The sequence below is a fragment of the Nonomuraea composti genome, from assembly GCF_012034275.1.
GTDB lineage: Bacteria > Actinomycetota > Actinomycetes > Streptosporangiales > Streptosporangiaceae > Nonomuraea > Nonomuraea composti.
Window position 1 is genome coordinate 1 of record NZ_JAATEP010000076.1, and the last position, 22,585, is coordinate 22,585.

At 74.3% G+C, this 22,585-nt stretch carries 22 protein-coding genes; 9 read left to right on the top strand and 13 right to left on the bottom strand.

Annotated elements, in window-relative coordinates:
• Positions 1 to 28 precede the first annotated feature (28 nt).
• Positions 29 to 1,024, bottom strand: coding sequence for an NAD(P)H-dependent flavin oxidoreductase (locus HCN51_RS52210; RefSeq protein ID WP_168020774.1), 996 nt, complete (start codon positions 1,022 to 1,024; stop codon positions 29 to 31).
• 28 nt (positions 1,025 to 1,052) lie between these two features.
• Positions 1,053 to 1,289 carry a DUF2630 family protein gene (locus HCN51_RS52215; protein WP_168020776.1) on the bottom strand — a complete coding sequence of 79 codons (237 nt, stop codon included), beginning with the start codon at positions 1,287 to 1,289 and terminating at the stop codon, positions 1,053 to 1,055.
• Between the two features lie 130 nt (positions 1,290 to 1,419).
• Between HCN51_RS52215 and HCN51_RS52220 the strand changes: the two genes are divergently transcribed.
• Entirely contained in the window at positions 1,420 to 1,923 is a 504-nt protein-coding gene (locus HCN51_RS52220; RefSeq protein WP_168020778.1) for a MarR family winged helix-turn-helix transcriptional regulator, read from the top strand.
• Positions 1,924 to 1,960: 37 nt separating this feature from the next.
• Here HCN51_RS52220 and HCN51_RS52225 read toward each other — a convergent pair whose 3' ends face one another.
• Entirely contained in the window at positions 1,961 to 2,695 is a 735-nt protein-coding gene (locus HCN51_RS52225) for an SDR family oxidoreductase (RefSeq protein ID WP_168020780.1), read from the bottom strand.
• Between the two features lie 105 nt (positions 2,696 to 2,800).
• On the opposite strand from HCN51_RS52225, the gene HCN51_RS52230 reads away from it, so the two are divergent.
• Both HCN51_RS52230 and HCN51_RS52235 read left to right on the top strand, forming a co-directional pair.
• On the top strand, positions 2,801 to 3,160 hold the full coding sequence (locus HCN51_RS52230) for a winged helix-turn-helix transcriptional regulator (protein WP_346434124.1): 360 nt from the start codon (positions 2,801 to 2,803) through the stop codon (positions 3,158 to 3,160).
• Positions 3,161 to 3,247: 87 nt separating this feature from the next.
• Positions 3,248 to 4,192, top strand: coding sequence for an NADP-dependent oxidoreductase (locus HCN51_RS52235; RefSeq protein ID WP_168020782.1), 945 nt, complete (start codon positions 3,248 to 3,250; stop codon positions 4,190 to 4,192).
• An 83-nt stretch (positions 4,193 to 4,275) separates the two neighbouring features.
• On the opposite strand, the gene HCN51_RS52240 is transcribed toward HCN51_RS52235, so the two are convergent.
• From HCN51_RS52240 to HCN51_RS52285, 10 genes are all read right to left on the bottom strand, one after another.
• Positions 4,276 to 5,553 (bottom strand): 2-hydroxyacyl-CoA dehydratase family protein, encoded by a 1,278-nt coding sequence (locus tag HCN51_RS52240; RefSeq protein ID WP_168020784.1) that lies wholly within the window; start codon positions 5,551 to 5,553, stop codon positions 4,276 to 4,278.
• Positions 5,541 to 6,680 (bottom strand): 2-hydroxyacyl-CoA dehydratase family protein, encoded by a 1,140-nt coding sequence (locus HCN51_RS52245; protein ID WP_168020786.1) that lies wholly within the window; start codon positions 6,678 to 6,680, stop codon positions 5,541 to 5,543. Before HCN51_RS52245 ends, HCN51_RS52240 begins: the two co-directional genes overlap by 13 nt.
• A 1-nt stretch (position 6,681) precedes the next feature.
• Positions 6,682 to 7,920 carry a CoA transferase gene (locus tag HCN51_RS52250; protein WP_168020787.1) on the bottom strand — a complete coding sequence of 413 codons (1,239 nt, stop codon included), beginning with the start codon at positions 7,918 to 7,920 and terminating at the stop codon, positions 6,682 to 6,684.
• Entirely contained in the window at positions 7,913 to 9,034 is a 1,122-nt protein-coding gene (locus HCN51_RS52255) for a CapA family protein (protein WP_240974150.1), read from the bottom strand. Before HCN51_RS52255 ends, HCN51_RS52250 begins: the two co-directional genes overlap by 8 nt.
• On the bottom strand, positions 9,031 to 9,828 hold the full coding sequence (locus HCN51_RS52260) for an ATP-binding cassette domain-containing protein (protein WP_168020789.1): 798 nt from the start codon (positions 9,826 to 9,828) through the stop codon (positions 9,031 to 9,033). Before HCN51_RS52260 ends, HCN51_RS52255 begins: the two co-directional genes overlap by 4 nt.
• The gene (locus tag HCN51_RS52265) at positions 9,825 to 10,691 is read right to left on the bottom strand and encodes an amino acid ABC transporter permease (RefSeq protein ID WP_168020791.1); all 867 of its coding nucleotides are present in this window, start codon (positions 10,689 to 10,691) and stop codon (positions 9,825 to 9,827) included. The genes HCN51_RS52260 and HCN51_RS52265 overlap by 4 nt, the downstream gene beginning before the upstream one ends.
• Positions 10,688 to 11,581, bottom strand: coding sequence for a transporter substrate-binding domain-containing protein (locus HCN51_RS52270; protein WP_168020793.1), 894 nt, complete (start codon positions 11,579 to 11,581; stop codon positions 10,688 to 10,690). The genes HCN51_RS52265 and HCN51_RS52270 overlap by 4 nt, the downstream gene beginning before the upstream one ends.
• Positions 11,582 to 11,703: 122 nt before the next feature.
• Positions 11,704 to 12,627, bottom strand: coding sequence for a PaaX family transcriptional regulator (locus tag HCN51_RS52275; protein WP_346434125.1), 924 nt, complete (start codon positions 12,625 to 12,627; stop codon positions 11,704 to 11,706).
• Positions 12,628 to 12,695: 68 nt separating this feature from the next.
• Positions 12,696 to 13,709 (bottom strand): PaaX family transcriptional regulator C-terminal domain-containing protein, encoded by a 1,014-nt coding sequence (locus HCN51_RS52280; protein ID WP_168020795.1) that lies wholly within the window; start codon positions 13,707 to 13,709, stop codon positions 12,696 to 12,698.
• Positions 13,710 to 13,785: 76 nt separating this feature from the next.
• Positions 13,786 to 15,144, bottom strand: a complete 1,359-nt coding sequence (locus HCN51_RS52285; protein ID WP_168020797.1) for an alpha/beta fold hydrolase — start codon at positions 15,142 to 15,144, stop codon at positions 13,786 to 13,788.
• Positions 15,145 to 15,278: 134 nt separating this feature from the next.
• On the opposite strand from HCN51_RS52285, the gene HCN51_RS52290 reads away from it, so the two are divergent.
• From HCN51_RS52290 to HCN51_RS52315, 6 genes are read left to right on the top strand one after another with little or no spacing between them, the layout of a single operon-like run.
• A complete protein-coding gene (locus HCN51_RS52290; RefSeq protein WP_168020799.1) occupies positions 15,279 to 16,271 on the top strand; it encodes a phosphate/phosphite/phosphonate ABC transporter substrate-binding protein in 993 nt (330 codons plus the stop codon).
• Positions 16,264 to 17,166: an ATP-binding cassette domain-containing protein gene (locus HCN51_RS52295; protein ID WP_206068931.1), complete on the top strand. Its 903-nt coding sequence runs from the start codon at positions 16,264 to 16,266 to the stop codon at positions 17,164 to 17,166. Before HCN51_RS52290 ends, HCN51_RS52295 begins: the two co-directional genes overlap by 8 nt.
• Positions 17,159 to 18,832, top strand: coding sequence for a phosphonate ABC transporter, permease protein PhnE (gene phnE, locus HCN51_RS52300; protein ID WP_168020801.1), 1,674 nt, complete (start codon positions 17,159 to 17,161; stop codon positions 18,830 to 18,832). Before HCN51_RS52295 ends, phnE begins: the two co-directional genes overlap by 8 nt.
• A 15-nt stretch (positions 18,833 to 18,847) precedes the next feature.
• Positions 18,848 to 20,047, top strand: coding sequence for a cytochrome P450 (locus HCN51_RS52305; protein WP_168020803.1), 1,200 nt, complete (start codon positions 18,848 to 18,850; stop codon positions 20,045 to 20,047).
• A gap of 30 nt (positions 20,048 to 20,077) precedes the next feature.
• Entirely contained in the window at positions 20,078 to 20,980 is a 903-nt protein-coding gene (locus HCN51_RS52310; protein ID WP_168020805.1) for an alpha/beta hydrolase family protein, read from the top strand.
• Entirely contained in the window at positions 20,977 to 22,356 is a 1,380-nt protein-coding gene (locus HCN51_RS52315) for an alpha/beta hydrolase family protein (protein WP_206068932.1), read from the top strand. The genes HCN51_RS52310 and HCN51_RS52315 overlap by 4 nt, the downstream gene beginning before the upstream one ends.
• Positions 22,357 to 22,585: the final 229 nt, after the last annotated feature.

Consider the following 22,585-nt stretch of genomic DNA (forward strand, 5'->3'; position numbering starts at 1 on the left):
GTGGGTCGGCGCGGTGGGTCGGCCGGGGTCAGCGGTCGCCGGAGAAGCGGCGGAGCAGCGCGTCGGCGGCGGCGAAGCCCTGCACCACGTCGGCGGCCGTGGGCAACCGCTCCTCCGCGCCGGTCACCGCGTCCGTCACCGCGCCCCGCACCATGCCGACCGCCTGACCCGCGTAGACGTACGCGGTGGCGAAGTCGCCGGAGGCGCGGGCCGCCTCCAGCTCCGCCTGCGCCGTCTCGTCCCCGGCCAGTTCGTCCTCCCGCCCGTGCCACCGCTCGAAGAACGCGTTCCGCAGGCCGCGCCCGCCGAACTCGGGCGGCCACGCGAGCCGCTGCGCCACGTCGAAGACGCGGCCGTAGGCGGTGCCGGTCTCCTCGGCGGCCAGCACCCGCGCCCGGGCGGCCGCGGGCAGCGTGGTCTCGGCGCAGCCGAGGAACGCGGTGCCGGCCCACCCGCCCTGCGCGCCGGCGGCCAGCACGGCGGCCAGGCCCCTGGCCGTGGCGATGCCGCCAGCGGCCAGCACCGGCACCCGCACCTCCTCCAGCACGCTCTGCAGCAGCGGCAGCGTGGCCACCTCGTCGCGGCCGTGACCGCCGCCCTCGCCGCCCCTGGCCACCACCACGTCGGCCCCGGCCCGCTCGGCCTCCTTGGCCTCGCGGGTGGTGCCCGCCTGCACGGCGACGGTGATGCCGGCGCGGCGCAGCGGCTCGACGTACGGGGCGAAGTCCCCGAAGCTCACCGAGACGAGCGCCGGCCGGACTTCGAGGACGGCGTCGAGCTGGGCGGGGTTGCCGGCCAGCGCCCACGCCATGAGCCCGATGCCGTACGGGCGCCCGCCCGCGGCGGCGACGGCGGCCTGCTCGGCGATCCACGGGGCCGGCGCGGCGGCGGGCACGCCGAACATGCCGAGCGCGCCCGCCGCGGACACGGCGGCGGCCAGCCGCCCGTCGGCGACGCCCGCCATCGGCGCCCCGACCAGCGGCACGTCCAGCCCGAACCGGTCGGTCAACCAGGTGCGCGGCATCGTTGTGCTCCTCGTCAGCGCGGGGTGGTCACTGCAGGTAGCCCTCGACCTGGGAGACCGGCGCCACCTGGGCGTCGTCGGGGTCCAGCCCGGCCGACCGGCGGGCGCGGCGGCGGCGCAGCAGGTCCCAGCACTGGTCGAGGGTCTCCTCCAGGTGGGCGATGCGGGCGTGCTGCTCGGGGCCGGCGGACTCGCGCCGGGAGAGCAGGTCGTGCTCCTCGTCCACGAGGGCGTGGATGCGCTGGAGGATCTGCTGTTCGTCCATGGTCCGTCCTGAATGTCGTTCGTGTGGGGCCCACCCGGCCCGGGTGACGATCTACCGTACATCGCACGAATGTGTGATCCACGCCGACCACCCGGCTGCTCGGCCGGCGGCACGGGCCTAAACTCCTGCCATGTCTGATTCACCGCCGTCGCTCGATCCGGTGCAGCTCGGCGCCTACTTCTCGCTCATCGAGGTGACGAGCCTGCTGCGGCACGCGGTGGAGCAGCAGCTGCGCGAGGCCGGTGATCTCAGCTACGTCCAGTTCCAGCTCCTCGCCCGGCTCGGGGACTCACCGACGGGCAGCCACCGCATGACCGATCTGGCCGACGGCGTCGTCTACAGCCGCAGCGGGCTGACGTACCAGGCGGGTCTGCTGGAGAAGGCGGGCCTGGTCACGCGCGGCCCCTCCGCGGACGACGAGCGGAGCATCACGGTCACCATCACCGAGGCCGGGCGCGCGCTGCTGGAGAAGGTGCTGCCCGGCCACATCGAGGTGGTCAGCGGCCTGCTGTTCGAGCCGCTCTCGCACGACGACGTCGTGGCCCTCGCCGGCCTGCTGGAGCCGGTGCGGGCTCACATGCGCTCGGCGCCGCCGCGCTCGGCGGCGCCGCGCCGCCGCAAGAACGGAGCGTGAGGGCGCCGGCCGTCGCTCAGCGGCATCCGCAGATGCCTCACGGGATGAGCCGGGCGCCGGCGTCGACCGGGATGTGGGCGCCGGTCACCGCGCCGAAGCCGCCGTCCACGAGCGCGCCGATCACCGCGGCCACGTCCTCGGGCTCGGTCATCCGGCCGAGCACCGAGCGTCGGGCCAGCGAGCGCTCCGCCTCGGGGGTGCGCATCGCCGCGCTGCCCTCGGTGCGGACGGCGCCGGGCGCCACGACGTTCACGGTGGTGCCCCACGCGCCCGCCTCGGCGGCGACGTGCCGGGCGAAGGAGTCGAGCGCGGCCTTGGCGGTGCCGTGCGCGATCGCGGCGGGGCGGGCGAGGCCGGCGCTGACGCTGGAGACGTACACGATCCGGCCGCCCCGCCGCTCGCGCATGAGCGGGAGGACGCGCTGGGTGACGTGGAAGACGGCGGCCAGCTCGCCGGTGACCTTGCCGGCGAAGTCCGCCCAGGACAGCTCGGCGAGCGGGGCGAACGGCGGGCTGATGTTGGCGTTGCAGACGAGGGCGTCCACCCGGGGGCAGGCGCCGACGAGGCCGGCCACGTCGCCGGGGTCGCGCACGTCGGCGCGCACGGCCCGCGCCGTGCCGCCGGCCGCCTCGATGCTCTTGACCACGGAGGCGGCGGCCTCGGTGTCGGTGCGGTAGTTGACGATGGCGTGGAAGCCGCGGCGGGCCAGTTCCCGGGCCGTCGCGGCGCCGATGCCGCGGCCGGCGCCGGTGATGAGGGCGATGCGTTCCATGCGTGCCGACACTAGGGTCGCAGCTAACGAAAAGTAAGGACGTACCTCCGGGTTAGTCCCCTACCGCCGGGTCGGCGGTCAGGTCGTGGAAGGGGTGGGCGGCGCGTGAGTGACGCGTTTCACCAGGACTGCCCGGCACGCATGGTGCTCGATCACGTCTCGGGGCGCTGGGCGGTGCTCGTGCTGACGGCCCTGGGCGACGGCCCTCACCGCTTTCACGAGTTGCGGGCGAGGGTGGAGGGCGTCAGCGAGAAGATGTTGTCGCAGACGCTGCGCACGCTCGTCCGGGACGGTTTCGTCCGCCGGACGGTCAAGCCGTCGAGGCCACCGCAGGTCAGCTACGCCCTGACCGGCCTCGGCGAGGGCGTCACCAGGTCGCTGCAACCGCTGTTCGACTGGGTGCGCGATCACGCGGGCGACATCCTCGCCGCCCAGGCCGCGCACGATCAGGCCGCCGCCGAATAGTTTGCTTCGAATTCGAAGCGGTGCTAGCGTGGCCGTCAGTTGCTTCGGATTCGAAGCAAGTGGCTCCGAGCGAGAGCGAGCTCCCCCATGAAGGCAGTGCGTTTCCACGAGTACGGCACCCCCGACGTCCTGCGTTACGAGGACGTGGAGCAGCCCGTCCCCGGCGCCGGCCAGGTCCGGATCCGCGTCGCGGGCACGTCGTTCAACGGCGTCGACGGCAACATCCGCGGCGGCTTCATGCGCGGCCCCATCCCGGTGACGCTGCCGCACACCCCCGGCCTCGACGTCGCCGGCACGGTCGACGCGCTCGGCGAGGGCGTGACCGGCCTCGAGGCCGGCGACCGGGTGATCGGTTTCCTGCCGATGAACGGGACGGGCGCGGCGGCGGAGTACGTCCTCGCGCCGGCCGAGATCCTAACGGCGGCGCCCACCAGCATCCCCCTGCCCGACAGCGCCGCGCTGCCCGTCGTGGGCCTGACCGCGTGGCAGGCGCTGTTCGACCACGCCCGGCTCACCGCCGGGCAGCGCGTGCTGATCAACGGCGCGGGCGGGGCGGTCGGCCGCTACGCCGTGCAGCTCGCCCGGCACGCCGGCGCCCACGTGATCGCCACGGCCGGGCCGCGCAGCGGCGACGCGGTCAAGTCGGCCGGCGCCGACGAGGTCGTCGACCACACCACCACCCGCGTGACCGAGGCCGTCAGCGAGCCGGTCGACGTCGTGCTCAACCTCGCCCCGATCGACCCCGCCGAGCTGGCCGGGCTGGTCACCCTCGTCCGTTCCGGCGGGGTCCTCGTCAACACGACGGTGTGGATGCCCGCGCCCGCCGACGAGGAGCGCGGCGTGCGCGGCATCGACCTGTACGTCCGCAGCGACGCCGAGCAGCTGGCGCGGCTGGTGGCGCTGGTCGACGGCGGCGAGCTGCGTGTCGACGTCGCCGAGCGGGTGCCGCTCGCCGACCTGCCGGCCGTCCACGCCAGGGCCGCCGCGGGCACCCTTCCCGGCAAGCTCGTCGTCCTCCCGCCCGGCGCATGATGCCCTGCCCGGCAAGGACGTCGTCCTCCCACCCACCGCATGATGCCCTGCCCGGCAAGGCCGCCGGCCGCGTGATGCCCTCCTCAGGCGGCCGGCGACCCTGAAGAGGCGCGGCGGGGCAGCACGACGTCCTCCAGCCACCGGCCGACGCGTCCGGTGATGTCGTCGTCGAACGTGCGGGTGTCGACGTTGTCGGCGTGGATCTCGATCACCGGGAACCCGGCCGACTCCAGCGCCCTGGCCGTGAAGTAGCTGCCCCGGGGATCGTCCGACACGAGGTGGACGACGCCGTCGATGCCGTGCAGGCGGGCCTCCTTCACGTACCACTCGCTCGACCACGGCGGCGTGTAGAGCTGGTCGCTGAAGGCGGCGAAGCGCGCGGCCAGCGCCCTCATGGGGTCGTCGCCGTAGCGGACGTACCCGTCGGCGGCGATCGCCAGGTACATCGACCAGACGAACACCGCGCCGTACTCCTCCTGGAAGCGCTGGTAGAAGCCCATGTCGTACCAGAGGCCGCGGCCGATCCACATCAGCCGCGCCCGCTCCCCCGGGCACGCGGCGTGGCCCGCGTCCACGCGGTCGCGCACCTCCTCATAGAAGCGCCTGGCGAGGTCCCTGGCCCACTCGGTGCCGCGGTGCCACTGCGGCAGCATGACGCTGGGGATGCTGTCGACGACGCTCAGCGGCGCGGGCCGCGTGCGGGCGATGAGGTCGCGCGTCTTCCTGTTCCACTCCTCCTGCTCGTTGACCAGCGCCATCACCTCCCGGAAGCGGGACTCACCGAAGCGCCTGCCGGTGGTCGTCTCCAGGAACCTGACGAGGTTCTCCAGCTCCGCGGTGAGCAGGTCCAGCCGGGCCGGGCCGACGGCCTCCTCCCACCGGTGCGGCATGAGCTCCCACCAGTTGGCGGGCACCTCGTTCTCCGCGCCGCTCTCCAGCGGGTAGAAGGTGACGCCGGGCTCCTGGCCCCAGATGTCGAAGATCTTGCGGGTGACGTCGCCGGAGGCGTCGCCGACGATGATGTCCGGGCGGGGCAGGCCGCCCCACGGGCCCGCCTCCGGCTCCGGGTCGAACGCGGAGCCCAGGGTGACCGAGTTGTACTGCTCGGAGTAGTCGGGGTAGCCGCGTTGCCGTACCAGCCCCAGGTAGTGGCCCGAGCGCTGCTTGGCCGTGACCAGGGACGCCCACCACTGGCTGACGGCGTACGGGATGTCCATGGTGCGGAAGATCTCGTGCGGGACGTCCGCGTTCAGCAGCGCGAACGGCTCGCCTGCGGCGACCCGCGCGCGCAGGTCGGCGAACCATTCCCGCTGGTGGCGGCCCGCCTCGGCGGCGGTGGCGAGCGACTTCACACTGCGCATGTCAGGTCCTTCAGTGCGGTCAGGTCGGCGCGCCCGTACTCCTGGCGCTCCAGCAGCACGGCGGGGACGTCCAGCGCCGCGCGCTGCGCGGGGAAGTCCCAGGCCGGGGCCTCGTCACCGGCCCTGGAATACGCGACGAACAGCTCGGCCCGGCAGCGCTTCACGGCCGCGGCGGCGTGCGCGGCGCGCTCGCCCGCCGTGGCGCGGTGGGCGGTCGGGCCGCTGCGGTGGTAGTGCTCGGCCAGCACATCGAGGCCGCCCGCGCCGAGGCCGGCTCCGAGGCTGCCCGTGCCGAGGCCGGCCGGTCCGAGGCCGCTCGCGCCGGGGTCGCCTGTGCCGATCGGGTCGGTCACGGACAGGTCGCCGAACGAGTGGTCCTCGCCGACGATCACGTAGCCCTCCGACTCGACGGCCTCGTACACGTGCGGCGTGTCGTGGTCGCTGCCGCTCAGGAAGACCCGCCGGCCGGGGTGCTCCTGGAGGCGGTCCGCCTCGTCCAGCAGCCGGCGCAGCAGCGCGATGTGCTCGTCCACCGGCAGGGGCGCGTTGAGGACGGCGAGGAACTGCCGGCCCGTGAGGCGGGCGGGCACGGCCCTGCGCAGCTCGGCGGCGGCGGCCAGCAGCCGGCGCCGCTCGTCGTGCGCCGCCACCGCCCGGGGAAGGTCGAGGGGGCGGCCGGTCCAGGCTTCGAGCCTGGCGGCGAACTCGCCGATCCTGCGCCGGTTGTAGCGGGCGGTGGTGCGGTGCGGCAGGTGCAGGAGGTCCACCAGGTACGCCTCCGGCAGCGCCGTGCCCGGCTCCACCCGGCGCAGCTCGCGCAGCGCGTAGAACAGCCGCAGCGACGCCTCGCAGTCGTGCGAGACCACGACGCGGTCCAGGTGGCCGTAGGACCCGGCGAGCAACCGCGACAGCACCGAGCGGGCCGCCGGGTCCACCCCGAGCCCCAGGTACCGGTCGCCGGTCCCGGAGCCGGCGTCCGGGTCGCCCGTGAGGCGGAACGCGCGGGCTCCGGCGGCGGTCAGCAGCTCGACCGGCACGTCCGCCCCGACGTAGCCGATGACCGGAGCGGGACCGTCTGGGGCACGCCTGGCGTACGCCTCCTCCAGCGCGGCCAGCGCTTCGGGCATGTCAGATCACCCCTTCGGCGGCCAGGGCCTCGAGCTCGTCGTCGGAGTGGCCGAGCAGGTGGCCGTAGATCTCGGCGTTGTGCTCGCCGAGGCCGGGCGCCGGCCGGTCGAGCGCCGCCTCGGAGTCGGAGAAGCGGATCGGCACCCCGGTCCCGTACAGGTCGGCGGGGCGGCCGTGGTGCGGGTGCTCCAGGGGCACGACCTCCTCGCGTTCCAGGACGAGCGGGTCGCGGACGGCGTCGCCGGGCCCGCGCACCTCGGCGGCGGGCACGCCGTGCCGGGCGAGCAGGTCGAGGATCGCGGCGAGCGGCCGGCCGGCGGCCCACGCGCCGACGAGCTCGTGCAGCTCCCCGGCGTTGGCCACGCGCGCGTCCCGGGTGGCGAAGCGCGGGTCGGCGGCCAGGTCGGCGCGTCCCATCGCCTCGAACAGGCCGCGGGCGAAGGCGTCGGTGGGGCCGCACAGCGCGAACCAGCCGTCGGCGGCGGGGAACGTGCCGAACGGTGCCAGCCTGGGCACGGTCGTCCCCGTGCGCATGGGCAGGCCCAGCTTCTCGTAGGCGTCGAACGGCTCGCACGCGACCAGCGAGGTGAGCGCCCCCAGCATGGACACGTCCACGTGCTGGCCCTGGCCGGTCGCGTCGGCCCGCAGGACGGCGGCGAGCGTGCCGATCACCGCGTACAGCGGCGCGACCAGGTCGCCCACGGGCAGCCCGAAGCGGACGGGCGGCTCGCCGGGCGCGCCCGCGGTCATCATCACGCCGCTGAGCGCCTGGATGATGGTGTCCATGGCCTTGCCGGAGCCGGGGCCGCCCTGCGCGCCGAACCCGCTGATCGACGTGCACACGATGCGCGGGTTGATGGCGCTCGCCCAGTCGTGGCCGATGCCGAGCCGGGCCATGACGCCGGCGCTGTAGTTGTCGATCATCACGTCCGACACCCGGACCAGCCCGGCGAGGAGGTCGCGGGCCTTGGGGTGCTTGAGGTTGAGCGTGACGCTCTGCTTGTTGCGGCCCCGCAGGAGCATCGACACGGACATGTCGTCGTCCCCGTCGCGAGCCAGGGTCAGCCCGCCCGCGCCGAGGTAGGGGGCGTTGTTGCGGGAGCTGTCGCCGCCGGTCAGCGGGTTCTCCACCTTGATGACGCGGGCGCCGAGCCCGGCCAGCAGCAGGGTCGCGTACGGGCCGGACAGCGCGGTGGTCAGATCGATCACCGTACGGCCGGCGAGCGGGCGTTCAGCCACGCAGCACCACCTCGTCCCCTTCCCAGCGGAACTCCGTCGTCAGGCCCGCCCGCCGCGTGATGTCCTCGATGTACGCCACGACCCGCCGCCCCTCGTCGTCGTTCCCGAGCGGGACCGGGCGGCCGGCGCCGTCGATCCAGCAGGGCACGAGGCCGGCCGAGACCAGGCCGTCGCGGTCGAAGCGGCAGAGCGCGATCGCGGTGTTCCTGCTCTCGGGGTGGAAGGGGTAGTGCGGCATGCCGGGGTCGGGGGCGAAGCCGTACAGCTCGACCCTGCGGCGCGCCCACGCGGCCCGCTCGCCCTCGTCGCCCGTCGCGGGCGTCAGGGCGTGGGTGACGGTCACGAAGTTGCCCAGCCCGTGGTAGATGGGCCTGCCGCGGTACATCTCGACGCCCCGCATGATGTGGGCGTGGTGGGCGAACACGGCGTGCGCGCCCGCGTCCACGGCGGCGTGGGCGACGGGCCGCTCGTACATGGCCAGCGCGGCGGGCGTGTGCCCGACGCCCTTGTGCAGCGACACCAGCACGACGTCGGCCTCGGCGGCCAGGGCGGCCACGTCGGCGGCCATCCGCTCCAGGCAGGCGGGGTCGGCGAAGGTGTAGACGGCGGGCGGCCCGCCGGGGCTGGCGTGGTCGAGCTCGTAGTGGGTGAGCACCTTGATGTAGGCGCAGCCCGGCTTGCGGCTGGTCGCCCACGACTCGCGCGGGCCGACGCAGTTGTAGCTGAGCACGCCGATCCGCAGCCCGTCGTGCTCCACGACGGCGGGGCGGCGGGCCTCGCCGAGCGTCAGGCCGGCGCCCGCGGTGGCCAGGCCGGCCTCGGAGGCGTACCTGATCGTGTCGGCCACCCCCTGGTCGCCGGCGTCGTAGACGTGGTTGCCCGCGAGCGTCACCACGTGGAAGCCGGCGGCGGCGACCGCGGTGAGCGCGGCGGGGTCGGCGGGCGGCGCGGGGACGTCGGTGCTGACCTGGGCGGTGGACGTGCTGTGGGGCACCTCGATGTGGCCGATCACCACATCGCCCCTGCTCAGCGTCTCGCGGGCCGGGTCGAAGAAGGACGCGGGGTCGGGCTCGTCGACGACGAGGTCGCCGACGGCCATCACCGTGGAACTCAAGAGGCGATCTCCTCAGAAGCAGCGCGCCCCGAGAAGCGGGACAGGAAGGCGCGCAGGCGGGGCGAGACGGGGTTGTCGAAGATCTCCTCGGGGGTGCCGGTCTCGACGACGCGGCCCGCCTCCATGAAGACGCAGCGATCGGCCACCTCGCGGGCGAAGCTCATCTCGTGCGTCACGATGATCATGGTCATGCCGCCGCGTGCCAGGTCGAGCACGACGCGCAGCACCTCGTCCACCAGCTCGGGGTCCAGGGCGCTGGTGGGCTCGTCGAACAGCATGATCCTCGGGTGCGTGGCCAGCGCCCTGGCGATGGCGACGCGCTGCTGCTGGCCGCCGGAGAGCATCCGGGGGTGGGCGTTCGCGCGCCCGGCGAGCCCCACCCGCTCCAGCAGCCGCAGCGCCTGCTCGCGCGCCTCCTCCGGCTTGCGGCCGTGCACCGCGACCTGCGCCTCGACGACGTTGCGCAGCACGCTCCAGTGCGGGAACAGGTTGAACTGCTGGAAGACCATGCCCATGCGGCCGCGCTGGGCGGCCACGCGCCGGTCCGGCAGGGGACGCAGGTGGCCGCCGCGCAGCTCGTAGCCGAGCAGCTCCCCGTCGAGGTACATGGCACCGCCGTCGATGCTCTCGAGCTGGTGGACGCAGCGGACCAGGGTGGACTTGCCCGACCCGGACGGCCCGATGACGGTGACGACCTCGCCCTCGTGCACGTCGAGGCTCACCCCGTCGAGCGCCTGGTGGTCGCCGAACCGCTTGCGCACGTCCTGGATCCGCAGGACCGGCGTGCCGCTCACCGCTGCCCCTTCCCGAAGTGCCGCTCCAGGCGCCGCTGCCCGAGCGACAGGACGGTGACCACCGCCAGGTACCAGGCGCAGGCGACGATCAGCAGCGGCACGATCTCGTAGGTCCTGTTGTAGATGACCTGCACGGAGTAGAGCAGGTCGGCCATCGCGATCACGCTGACCAGCGAGGTGCCCTTGAGCAGGCTGATGAACTGGCTGCCGGTGGGCGGGACGATCACCCGCATCGCCTGCGGGAGCACGACCTTGACGAAGCTCTGCCCGGCCGTGAACCCCATGGCGCGGGCCGCGTCGCGCTGCCCGCCGTCCACGGCGAGGATGCCGGCCCTGACGATCTCGGCCATGTACGCGGCCTCGTGCAGGGTGAGCCCGATGATCGCGGCGGTCAGGGAGCTGATCACGGAGTTGGTCGGCCAGGAGACGAAGGTCGGCCCGAAGGGCACGCCGAGCGAGATCCGCGGCAGCAGGTACCCGAGGTTGAACCAGAAGATGAGCTGGACCAGGGGCGGCACGCCGCGGAAGACCGCGACGTAGACGCCGCAGGCCCAGGCCACCGGCGTGAAGCCGCTCAGCCGGCCCGCCGCGAGCAGCACCCCGAGCAGGCTGCCGAGCACCATCCCGATGACGGTGAGCAGCAGCGACATGCCGAGGCCGCGCAGGATGTTCGGGTCGAACAGGTACGTGCCGACCACCGGCCAGGCGAAGCGCGGGTTGGTGACGAGGAACCAGGCGAACTGCGCGGCGAGCACGAGCAGCACGGCTCCGGCCACCCACCGCAGGGGGCGGACGCGGGGCCGGGCCGTGGCGACGTCCACTGGCTGGGGCGCGACGTCCACGGCTTGGGGCGCCGTGCTCATGGTGTCGCCGCGGTGTTCATCTTGGGCTCCGGGACCGCCACGTTCTGGAGCCCGTACTTGTCCATGATCTTCTTGTACTCGCCGTTCTCGAAGATCTTCTTGAACGCGTCGAGCATGACCGGGCCGAGGCCGCTGGACTTGGGCACGAGCATCGCGAGCTGGTCGACGCCGGCGCCCTGCTCGTCGGTCTGGGTGACGTAGGTGAAGGCGTCCTTTTCCTTGCCCAGCACGTCGAGGGCGGCGCTCTCGGTCATGCCGGCGGCGTCGGCGCGGCCGGACTTGGCGGCGAGGATGGTGCCGTTCGTGTCGGCCAGGCCCATGAAGTCGATGCCCGGCTTGCCGTGCTTGGTGCACCATTCGGTCAGGCGCTTGGCCTGGTCCTCCACGATGCTGCCGGCGGTGCCGGCGACGCGCTTGCCGCACAGGTCGCCGGAGCTCTTGATGGCCGCCGACCCGGCCTTGGGGATGAGGTACGAGGTCCGGGTGACCATCCAGACGATCGCGTCGAACTGCTTCTCGCGCTCGGCGCTGTCCTTGACCGGCCCGTTGAAGGCGTCGTAGCGGGAGGCGAGCATGCCGGACAGCGCGGCGGGCAGGCCGTTGACGATGGAGATCTCGGTGCGGACTCCCAGCACCTTGCCGAGGGCGTCCTGCAGCTCCTTGTCGATGCCCGTGACGGTCTTGCCGTCGTTGGCGACGATCCGGTAGGGCGGGTGGGAATCCCCGGCAAATCGGATGACGCCCGTCTCCTTGATGCTGTCGGGTAGGGCGTCGTACAGAGCCGTCGCGCCGGCCGGCCGCTGCGCGTCACCGCCGCCTCCGCCGCAAGCCGCGGCGCTGACGAGAGTTAAGGCCGCCGTGCCCGCGAGGATGGTCCTGGGCAGTCTCATGGTGATCCTTCCACGACCGGCTCATACTGCAGTTAGTTTTGCGGTCGTTGGAGTAAGTGTCACACCTAAGGGTGCACACCTGTCAAGAGGCGGCTGTGCGGCGCGGGCGGGCGGAAGGAGGGTCAGGTGAGCGCGAGGATGGAGCTGGTCCGGTGGTGGGCGACCAGCTCGGCCAGCGCGGGGTCGAACGCGGCGACGATCTGCTTGACGCGGAACTCCGCGAGTGGCCCGAGGGTGTCGTAGATCTCCACGAACAGGTCCCGGGCGGCGGCGCGCGGCCAGTCGGCGGGCAGCAGCTCCGCCGGCAGGTCGGGGTCGTGGTTGGGGAACGTCCGCCAGGTGTCCATGATCCCCGTGCGGGCCACCAGCGCCTCCGACGCGCCGACCACCCCCCTGCGCACCCGTTCCAGGAGCGGCGCGTACTGGGCGGCGAACCCCTCATAGGTGCGCCGGAGCTGGTCGAAGTCCCACGCCTCCTGCGGCGCGCGCATGCCCGCCAGGTCCAGGGCCTCGGCGCGGAAGACCGTGGCTATGGGGATCTCCAACTCGGTGAGCACCGCCGCCGCGCCGTCGGCGTCGGCCCGCGGCGAGACCCACAGCCCGTCGTAGAGCGGGGCGAAGCCGAGCCAGCGCAGCCGCGCGCGCAGCGCGTGCCGCAGGTCGCGCTGCTCCTCGGAGATGGAGAACGCGGCCATCACCCACCGCCCGTCCCACGCGCCCTGCTCCAGGCCGAAGGACATGATCCGCTGCCGCCCCTCCTGCAGCACGGCGGCGGCCCGGTCCGTGAGCCGGTAGTAGGTGCGCCGCCCCGCCTTGGAGGAGACCAGCAGCTCTCGCCTGGTCAGGCGGCTGAGCGCGGCCCGCGCCGCCACGGCGGAGACCCCGAACTCCTCGGCCAGCCGCACCAGGGCCGCGGACGGGAGCTGCTCGGGCCGGCTGATCCAGTAGTCCCCGAGCAGCGTGGTAATCAGGTGCTGCGGGGGCGCGCCCACCTGGAAGCGCGGAAAGTCGACGTCCCCTGCTTCGAACAGCTCGCGATCATTCACAACCCGAGTATATTGACAACGCTTACGATTGCGCTCGCCATCAAGATGTCATGCTTTGCGGGTGGCTCCTATCCACCATGCCGGCGGCTCCCGGTGCTGCGGTCGAGGACGTCGAGGCGGTCGCGGTCGGTCGTCTCGTCGAAGCTCGTGTGCCGCCGCGTCGCCGGCGACTCCAGGGCGGACACCTGCGCGAACGTGTGGTGCGCGGCCAGCCCGGCCAGCTCGGGGTCGAACTCGGCGAGGATCTCCCGGAACCGCCGCTCCGCCGGCTTCCCGAGCGAGTCGTAGATCCGCACGCACAACCGCCTGGCCTCGTCGCGCGGCCAGCCGTCGGGCAGCAGCTCGGCGGGCAGGCCGGGGTCGAGCGTGGGGAACACCCGCCAGTCCGTCATGATCGCCGTACGCAGCCGCAGCGCCTCCCCCGGGCTCGGGGCGGCCGCCGCCAGCCGCTCGGCGACCGGCCGGTGGCTGTCGATGAAACGCTCGTAGCGTTCGCGCAGGGTGTCGAGGTCGAAGGCGCGGTCGAGCACCGGCTCCAGGTCGTCGTCGGCGACCTTGCGGGCACGGAACACCGCCACCCCGCGCACGCCCACCCTGCGGGCCAGCTCGACGACGTCGTCCGTCCGGTCGTGCGGGGACACCCACACCGCGTCGAAGATCATGCCGAAGTGCAGCAGGCGCAGCCCGTCGCGCAGCGCCCGCCGGGTGTCGCGCTGCTCCTCGGGCACGGAGAACATGACGACCGTCCACTCCCCGTCCCAGCTCGGGGTGACGGCGCCGAACGTCAGCAGCCGGCGCATGTGCGCCACGATCACGTCGTTCGCGCGCGGCGGCAGCCCGTACGCGGTGGTGCGGCCGTTGCGGGAGCTGGTCAGCAGCCCCCGCGAGGTGAGCCGCCGCAGGGCGGCGCGGGCGCTGACCTCGGTGATGCCGAACTCCTCCAGCAGCCGCACCAGCGCCGCCGACGGGATGTGCTCCTGCCGCCAGAACCAGTAGTCGCCCAGGAGCGTGGTCAGCAGCCGCTGCGGCTCGGCCCCCTGCCTGGCCCGGGGCAGGGAGCCGGGCTCGGGCGACGCGGTCACGTGGCGTCCCTCATCGTCAGACTCCTCAGCCGGCTCGGCCTTTCCGGATCACCGTGCGTGAATCCTACGGCCCGCTTCACCGAGGCACGTGCGGGCGCAGGAAACGGCCGGGGGTGTAAGGGACGAACTCGGCGGTGCCCAGGGCCGGGTCCCGCGCGGCCACCTCGTTCAGCCGGTGGGCGTCCGTGCCCGTCCAGTGGCCCGTGAGCACCCGGCTCCTCAACGCCCGCACCGCGGCGACCAGCTCGGCCGCGGTGTAGCGGCAGTGGCCGGGCCGGTCGACGAACGCCTGGCGCAGCAGCGCGCCGTTGCCCGCCCGCCGGACCACGTCGGCGTAGGCGCGGGCCTGGGTGACGGTGGGGTAGTTGTCGCCGCGCTCGTGCACCGTCAGGACGGGCACGCCGAGCGCGCCGCGCGGGGTGAAGTAGCTCTCCATGTACGCGACCGCGCCGGGGTCGGCGGAGACCCGCGGGGCCGCCGCCAGGGCCGCGAGGTCGGCGTCGAGATCCAGCCCGGCACGGTCGTAGAGGGCGCGCACCTGCCGCAACCGGCCGGACTCGTGCAGCTCGCGGCGGTAGTCCACGCCCGCGTTCCAGGAGAAGTTGCCGCCCGCCCGGCGCTCCAGGGGGTACCGGGGGGAGAAGACGGTCGCCATGAACGCCGCGTACTCCTGGGCCTGCTGCCCCGCCCAGTCGCGCGCCCCCGGCTCGGGCGTGCCGGGCACCGACCAGGTGGAGACCTGGGCGAAGGACGCCGCCAGGGCGATGCGCGCCTGACCGGCCGGATCGCGCTGCGCGGCGTCGAGGACGGCGCGGGCCGCCGCGACGCTGCGCGCCTCCTCCTCGGCCGAGCCCAGCCGCACCAGCTTCACGGCATCGTCGCCGGGGGCCAGCAGCGTCTTGAACGCGAAGGCCGCGTCGAGCGACTGGTTGAGCATCGCCACGGGCCCGGCGACCGACGCGCAGTACGGCAGCGCGCCGTCGATCAGGTCGGGCCGGCGCTCGGCCAGGCCGGCCGCGATGGCCCCGCCCATCGAGCCGCCCCAGGCCAGGGTGACGGCGGGTTGCCCGGCCACCTTGGCGAACGCGGCGAGCGTGTCGGCGGAGTTCCGCAGGGTCTCCTCGACGGCCCAGCCGTCACCGTAGGGGCGGGTGCCGGCCAGGGCGTACCCGTGGGCCAGCAGCCAGCTCCGCGCGGTGGCGTCGCCGCCGAGGTCGGCGGGCAGGTGCTGCGGCCCGGCGCCCTGACCGTAGCCGGGGCTGAACGACAGGACGGTGCCGTTCCAGCCGCGCGGCACCTCGATCGCGTAGGTGGCGCCGCTCGGGTGCACGCCCGTGACGCTGATGGGGCCGTCCTCGCCAGCAGCCGGGGTGGGGGTGAGCGTGAGGGCCGCGGTCGAGAGCGCCACTACGCCCCGGGCCGCCCGTTTGATCACTGAACGGTGGTTGATGTCCGCCTCCAGGAGCCGCACTAAACGCTAGACACTAATCCTACGGTCGTCACAGAACTGTTGACAATGCTCGCGGGCCTGTTTACCTTGGCCCGACCACCTGCATGTGAGGAGCCCCGATGTTCCGACAATCAGCTCTGGGCGTCGTCGCGGCGGGTGCCGCGCTCGCACTTCTGACCGCCTGCGGGGCCGGCCCGGGAAGCGCCCGCGGCGCGGCCGCCGGCGATGGCCGGCCCGGCGAGCTGGTCTTCGCCGCCATCCCGTCGGAGCAGAGCGACAACCTCGAGGCGTCGTTCGCCCCGATCGTCTCCGCACTGACCAAGCAGCTCGGCGTCCCCGTCCGCTTCCAGGCCGTCACCAGCAACGCCGCCGTCGTCGAGGCGCAGGTCGCCAAGCGGGTGGACATCGCCGTCTACGGGGCCTTCAGCTACTACCTGGCCCGCAGCCGCGCCGCCGTCGAGCCCGTCGCCGTCCCGCTGGCCGCCCCCGGAGGCGAGCCCGGCGCGTACGCCTACGGGGTGACCCGCGGCGACGACCGCAGCATCACCGCGCTCAAGGACGCCGCCGGCAAGGACGTCTGCTTCACCGACCCCGGCTCCACCACCGGCTACCTGCAGCCCCTAGCCTCGCTGCGGGAGGCCGGCGTCGACGTGGACAAGGACGTCAAGACGGTCTTCACCCACGGGCACGACACGGCGGTGGCCTCGCTGCTGGCCGGCGACTGCGACCTCGCCTTCGTCGGCGACGTGTTCGTCGACCAGCTGCTGCCCGCCCGCGGCCTGCTCAAGCCGGGGCAGGTCGGCAAGGTGTGGACCTCGCCGCTCATCCCCGGCCCGCCGATCGTCGTCGGCACGTGGCTGCCGCAGGACGTCCGCGACAAGATCTCCAAGGCCGTGACCGGCCTGACCGCCGCCGGCGCCGCCTCCGCCGGGCTGTGCAAGGGCAGCGAGATCAAGGGCCCGAAGGCCTGGGGCCAGTACGCCGGCGCCCCGGCCTGCACCCTCGGCACCTCCACCGCCTGGACGTTCGTCAAGGCCACCGACGCCACCTACCAGCCGATCGCGCGCATCTGCGAGGTCACCAAGGCCGAGGTGTGCACGTCCGGTGGCTGAGCGAATCGACGGCGAACCCGTGCTGAGCCTGTCGGAGGTCGGCAAGGGCTTCCACGGCACCACCGTGCTCGACGGCATCTCCCTGGACGTCCCGCAAGGGCAGTTCGTCGCCCTGGCCGGGCCCTCCGGCGCCGGCAAGTCCACGCTGCTGCGGCTCGTCAACGGCATGCACCTGCCCGACAGCGGTACCGTCCGCACCCTCGGCGAGAACCCCGCCGCCTGCTCCCGCGGCCGGCTGCGCGCCCTGCGCGCCAGGGTCGGCTTCGTCTTCCAGCAGTTCGGGCTCGTCGGGCGGCTGTCCGCGCTGGAGAACGTGCTGATGGGGTCGCTGGCGAGCCTGCGGCTGCCCCGGTACGGGGTGATGAGCTACCCGCGCGCGCTACGGGCCCGCGCCGTGGAGCAGCTCGACCGGGTCGGGCTGGCGGAGCTGCGGTTCCAGCGCTGCGACACGCTGTCCGGCGGGCAGCAGCAGCGGGTCGCGGTGGCCCGTACCCTGCTGCAGGGCCCCGAGCTGATCCTCGCCGACGAGCCGGTCGCCTCGCTCGACCCCGCCGCGAGCATGCTGGTGCTGGACACACTCAAGCGCATCAGCGCCGAGGACGGCATCTCCGTCGTGTGCAGCCTGCACCAGATCGAGCTCGCCCTCGCCACCGCCGACCGGGTCGTGGCGCTGCGCGGCGGCCGGCTGGTGCTCGACGAGCCCGCCGCCGATCTCACCGCCGAGCGGCTGCGGGCGATCTACGACCCGGCGGAGACCCGCGACGGCCGGGTGGAGGGCCGCGATGACCATGCGGACGTCCGTGACGACCAGGCGGACGTCCGTGACGACCAGGCGGAGGCCCGTGACGACCAGGCGGAGGCCCGTGACGGTCAGGCGGAGGCTCGCGATGGTTAGCGCCGCTCCCGTCAGGCGCGCGCCGGCGCCGGTCTCGGCGCGGCCGCCGTTGAGCAGCCGTGCCGTCGTCGCGGCGGCGCTGCTGGTCGCGGCCGTGGCCGTCACGTGGCTGGCGTTCTGGTGGATCGGCCTGTCCCCCACCTCCTTGGCGGCCGGGCTGGACGACACCGCGCGGCTGCTGGCCCGCATGTGGCCGCCGGACCTGCCCGGCGCCGCCGACGTGGCCAGGATGGTCGCCGAGACGCTGCTCATCGCGGTGGCCGGCACCGGCCTGGCGGCGCTGGCGTCGGTGCCGCTGGCCTTCGTCGCCGCCCGCACCCACCTGGGGCCCCGCTGGCTACGGCCGATCGCGCGGACGGTCGTCGTGCTGACCAGGGCCGTGCCGACGCTGGCGTTCGCCATCCTGTTCGTCCGGATCTTCGGCCTGGGCCCGCTGGCCGGCGCGCTGGCCGTCGCCGTGCACTCCGTCGGCATGATCGCCAAGCTGCTGGCCGACGCCGTCGAGGAGGCCGACCCCGCCCCCGCCGAGGCGGCCCGCGCCTGCGGGGCCGGCGAAGCGCAGGTGGCCGTCTCCGCCGTCCTGCCCCGCGTGCTCCCCGCGCTGACCACCATCGTGCTGTACCGCCTGGACATCAACATCCGGGCGTCGGCCGTGCTCGGCGTCGTCGGGGCGGGCGGCATCGGCGTGGCGTTGCAGACCGCGCTGGGCAGCCTCAACTACCACCGGGCCGCCGGGATCATCTGCGTGATCGTCGTCCTGGTGCTGCTGCTGGAGCTGCTGTCAGTGGCGCTGCGCCGCCGCACCGGAGCCGGCCGCGCCACCGGGGGCACGCCTCGCCGCCGCACCCGGGCGGGCGGCACGACGGGCACGGCCGTGCTGCCCGCCGGGCGTACCCCGTACGACGTCGGGTGGGACCGCCGGCGGGCGCTGCGGGCGGCCGGCGCGGTCACCGTCACGGCGGTCTTCCTGGTGTCGCTGGTGACGCTGAGCCCCGACCCGGGCCGGCTGGCCGGCGCCTGGCCGAACCTGCGGGACCTCCTCGCCGGCCTGTGGCCGCCCGCGTTCACCGGCGACCTGCTCATGGCGGTGCTGGAGAGCCTGCTCATGGCGCTGGGCGCCGCCACGGCGGGCGCCGCGTGCGGGCTGGCGCTCGCCCTGCTCACCGCCGCCGGCACCACCCCCTGGCGGCCCTTGTCCGCCGTGGTCCGCGTGCTGCTGGTGGTCGTGCGGGGCGTCCCGGACCTGGTGTACGCGCTGCTGTTCGTGGCCGCGCTGGGCCTCGGGCCGTTCGCCGGCTTCCTGGCGCTGTGGATCTCCTCCACCGCGCTGGCCGCCAAGCTCTTCGCCGACTCCCTCGAACAGCTCGACCCGCTCCCGTACGAGGCGCTGACCGCGACCGGCGCCCGCCCGTGGCAGGCGTTCACCGCCGGGACCTGGCCGCGGTTCGTGCCGTCGTTCACCGGCAACGGCCTGTTCGTGGCCGACCTGGCGCTGCGCGAGTCGGTCGTGCTCGGCATCGCCGGCGCGGGCGGCGTCGGCTACCTCATGCAGGAGTCGATCGCCACGCTCCGGTACGACACCACCGCCGCGATCGTCATCGCCATCGCCGTCGTCGTGTACGCCATCGAGACGCTCGCCCGCATCGCCCGCCGGCACCTGCTGTGACGAAGGGACCGCATCATGACCTCCTCTGAAACCGGACGCGCCTCCGACTGGGACCCCACCGCGCCCGAGACCTTCGACAGCTCCCACGAGGTCTACACCGACCTGCGGCGGCGCTGCCCGGTGCCGTGGAGCGACGCCTTCGGCGGCTTCTGGGCCGCCACCCGCTACGCCGACGTGGTGCGGGTGGCCCGCGACAGCGGCACGTTCAGCACCGCCGTGCAGAACGTCGTCCCGCACGTGCCGCGCGCCCAGCGCCGGCCGCCGCTGCACTTCGACCCGCCCGAGCACGGCGTCTACCGCGCCCCCATGGACCGGGTGCTGCGCCGCGCCGTGGTGCGCCGGCTCGAACCGGCGTTCGCGGCGGCGGCGCGCGAGCTGCTGGAGCCGCTGCTGGCGCGCGGCGGCGGCGACTACGCGCGGGAGTTCGCGCTGCCGTACGCGGCGCAGTGCTTCGCGCTCTTCCTCGGCCTGCCGGTCGAGCAGGTGCTGGAGATCCGCCGGATCGGCGTGGAGTACAGCTTCGCCATCCAGGAGATGGACCGGGCGCGGGTCATGAAGGCCAGCGACGAGCTGTACGCGATCGCCCTGGCCATCGTCGAGGAGCGCCGGGCCCGGCCCCGCGACCCGGACGAGGACCTGGTGTCCAGCCTGCTGCGGGCGTCGGGCGACCCGGCCCGGCCGATCCCGTACGAGCTGGTCGTGGCCACCGTCCGGCAGACCGTCGTGGCCGGGATCGGCGCGCCGCACGCCGTGCTGGGCAGCGCCGCCGTCCACCTCTCGCGCGACCCCGACCTCCAGGACCGGCTGCGCGCCGACCCCGCGCTGCTGCCGGCCGCGATCGAGGAGCTGCTCCGGCTGTACGCCCCCTACCGGGTGTTCGCCCGCACCGCCACCCGCGACGTCGAGCTCGGCGGCCGGACGGTGCGAGCCGGCGAGGCCATCACGATGATCTTCCCGTCGGCGAACAGGGACGAGGCCGTGTTCGCCGACGCCGACCGGCTCGACCTGGAGCGGCGGCCCAACCGGCACCTCGCGTTCGGCCGGGGCGCGCACCGCTGCCCCGGCGCGGCGATGGCCCGGCTGGAGCTGGCGGCCGCGCTGGGCGAGCTGCTCGCCGGCACCTCCCGCGTCGAGCCGGGCGGGGAGGTGGAGATGTTCAACTGGCTCGAATTCGGGCCCCGATCAGCACCGCTGCACCTCGTCCCCCGTTCCTGAAACCACCCGACAACGTGGAGGCAGAACCCCATGTCCACCCGCTTCAAGACCCTGCGGGCCCTGCTCGCGGCGACCGTGGCAGCGGTCGTCCTCACCGCCTCCGGGACCGCGACGGCCGCACCCTTAGGGCCGGCCGCGACCGGCGCCCCGGCCCGTACCGTGCTGGCCACGGTCAGGGAGGCCGCCGACGGGCTGCCCGGGCACACCGTCTACCGCCCGGCCGACCTCAAGGCGCTGCGCAAGGGCAGCCTGCCGGTGATCGTCCACGGGAACGGCGCCTGCGCGACGAGCAACCTCGAAGGGATCGCGTTCCTCACCGGCCTCGCCTCCCAGGGGTACATCGTCATCGCCAACGGCGGCGTGGCCGACTTCCCCGTCCCCAGCACGCCCGACCAGACGACGGCGCACCCCGAGGCGCTTCTGGCGGCGGCCCGCTGGGCCACCGGGTCGAAGCAGGCCCGCAAGCAGTTCGACGGGCGGGTGGACCCGACGCGCGTCGGCGTGCTCGGCCACAGCTGCGGCGGGATCGAGGCCCTGGCCGCCGGGACCGACCCGATCGTGGACGCGGTCGCCGGCTTCAACACCGGGTACTTCCCGCAGCCGAGCTTCGGCGGCTACGGCCGCGACCGCCTCGCCGCCCTGCACACGCCGACGCTGCTGGTCAACGGCGGCCCCGACGACGTCGCCTACCAGAACAGCGTCGAGAACTACGCCCTGCTCGGCGTCCCCGCCGTCCTGGCCTCCGACGCGGCGGCCGGGCACGTCGGCCTGATCGCGGGCCTTGAGGCCATCGAGGGCTGGCAGGTGGCCGCGGACTGGTTCGACTACGTTCTGCGCGGGGACCGGGCCGCCGGGGCGCGCTTCGTCGGCCCGGACTGCGGGCTGTGCGGCGAGGACGGCTGGACGGTCGAGTCGAAGGGACTGTCCCTGTGATCCGCCGCGCGATGATCGCGTGCCTGGCCATCGCGGTGACCACCGCCACGGCAAGCACACCCGCCGCCGCGAGCCCCTCCGGGGGGACGCCGTGCCTGCCGGACTCGCCCGCCCGCCCCACCTGCGTCAGCGGCACCCTCGACGACGGCACGCCGTACGAGTTCGTCGTGCCCGCCGCGTGGAACGGCACCGTCGTGGTCGCCCTCGACTTCGCCGGTCAGGGCCGGGACGAGGCCCTGACCGCGCGGTTGCTGGCCGCCGGCGTGGCCCGCGGCGGGACGAGCCGGACCGTCACCGGATGGAACATCCGCGCCGCCATCGACAACCAGGCCGAAGCGCTGGCCCGCTTCGAGCGCGCCTACGGCCGGGCGCGCACGGCGATCGCGTCCGGCACGTCCATGGGCGGCTTCGTCGCCGCCGGCGTCGCCCAGGTCCACCCCGGCACCTTCGACGCGGCCGTCCCGATGTGCGGGGGACTGAGCGGGTCCGTCGCCCAGTGGAACCAGAAGCTCGACACGCTCTTCGTGCTCGAACGGCTGATCGCGCCGGGCCTGCCCGTCATCGACATCCCGCAGGACGTCGAGCAGGCCAGGAAGGCGTGGATCGACGCCCTCGCCGCCGCGCAGCGGACGCCCGAGGGCCGGGCCCGGATCGCCCTGGCCGCCGCGATCGGCCAGCTGCCCGCCTGGGGCCGCAACCCGGACGGGTCCGCGCCCCCGCCGCCGGACGGCCGGGACGCCGGCGCGCTGGAGCAGGGCGCCTACCTGGCGCTCGCCGGCGGGCCCCTCCCCTACGTCGGGCAGGCCATGAGCAGCCGCCGCCAGCTCATGGCGGTGGCCGGCGGGAACCCGTCCTGGAACACCGGCGTCGACTACACCAGGCAGCTCCGCCTCGCCGACCCCGCCCTGCGGCGCGCCGTCCGCGAGCTGTACGAGGCGGCGGGCCTGGAACTCGCGGCCGACCTTCGGACGCTGGCCGTCGCGCCCCGCATCGCGGCGGACCCGGCCGCCGTCGAACGGTTCTCGCGCGGCATCGTCCTGGACGGCCGCCTCCGGATCCCCGTCCTGACCCTGTCCGGCACCGGCGACCAGATCTCCACGGTCGCCCAGCAGCAGTCGTACGAGGACAAGGCGCGCCGGGCCGGGGCGGGCGCCCTGCTGCGCCAGACGTACACCGAGACCGTCGGCCACTGCGACTTCTCACCGGCGGAGCAGCAGGCGGCGCTGGCCACGATGCTCGACCGGCTGCGCACGGGCCACTGGCCGGCGACGTCCGCCCCGGCGATGAACGCCCGGGCGGCGGCCCTGGGCGCCGACGCGGCGCCCCGGTACGTCCCGTTCGTCCCGCCCCGCTTCAACCGGCCCTACCCGGACTGAGCCGCCCTTCCAGATAACCGATGCGGGCCTGTCGCCTTGAGCTCAGAGGCGGCAGGTCTCGCGGACCGAGAGGCCGCCGAGGTGGCGGCCCCGTTCCGGGGTGCCGTGCGGGCGAGTGGCCGGCCGCTCGCACGCCGGCGCCGCAGCGGGAGGGGCCGCCAGGCCGCCCAGTCGGGGGCCGGCCTGTCCCTGGGCCGCCGCGGACCGGACGCGCGCGCATCCCTCCGAG

Bases quoted from the DNA above. Each gene is read 5' to 3' on its own strand.
- HCN51_RS52210 (WP_168020774.1), bottom strand. From the start codon at position 1,024: ATGCCGCGCACCTGGTTGACCGACCGGTTCGGGCTGGACGTGCCGCTG.
- HCN51_RS52215 (WP_168020776.1), bottom strand. From the start codon at position 1,289: ATGGACGAACAGCAGATCCTCCAGCGCATCCACGCCCTCGTGGACGAG.
- HCN51_RS52220 (WP_168020778.1), top strand. From the start codon at position 1,420: ATGTCTGATTCACCGCCGTCGCTCGATCCGGTGCAGCTCGGCGCCTAC.
- HCN51_RS52225 (WP_168020780.1), bottom strand. From the start codon at position 2,695: ATGGAACGCATCGCCCTCATCACCGGCGCCGGCCGCGGCATCGGCGCC.
- HCN51_RS52235 (WP_168020782.1), top strand. From the start codon at position 3,248: ATGAAGGCAGTGCGTTTCCACGAGTACGGCACCCCCGACGTCCTGCGT.
- HCN51_RS52240 (WP_168020784.1), bottom strand. From the start codon at position 5,553: ATGCGCAGTGTGAAGTCGCTCGCCACCGCCGCCGAGGCGGGCCGCCAC.
- HCN51_RS52245 (WP_168020786.1), bottom strand. From the start codon at position 6,680: ATGCCCGAAGCGCTGGCCGCGCTGGAGGAGGCGTACGCCAGGCGTGCC.
- HCN51_RS52265 (WP_168020791.1), bottom strand. From the start codon at position 10,691: ATGAGCACGGCGCCCCAAGCCGTGGACGTCGCGCCCCAGCCAGTGGAC.
- HCN51_RS52270 (WP_168020793.1), bottom strand. From the start codon at position 11,581: ATGAGACTGCCCAGGACCATCCTCGCGGGCACGGCGGCCTTAACTCTC.
- HCN51_RS52290 (WP_168020799.1), top strand. From the start codon at position 15,279: ATGTTCCGACAATCAGCTCTGGGCGTCGTCGCGGCGGGTGCCGCGCTC.
- phnE (WP_168020801.1), top strand. From the start codon at position 17,159: ATGGTTAGCGCCGCTCCCGTCAGGCGCGCGCCGGCGCCGGTCTCGGCG.
- HCN51_RS52305 (WP_168020803.1), top strand. From the start codon at position 18,848: ATGACCTCCTCTGAAACCGGACGCGCCTCCGACTGGGACCCCACCGCG.
- HCN51_RS52310 (WP_168020805.1), top strand. From the start codon at position 20,078: ATGTCCACCCGCTTCAAGACCCTGCGGGCCCTGCTCGCGGCGACCGTG.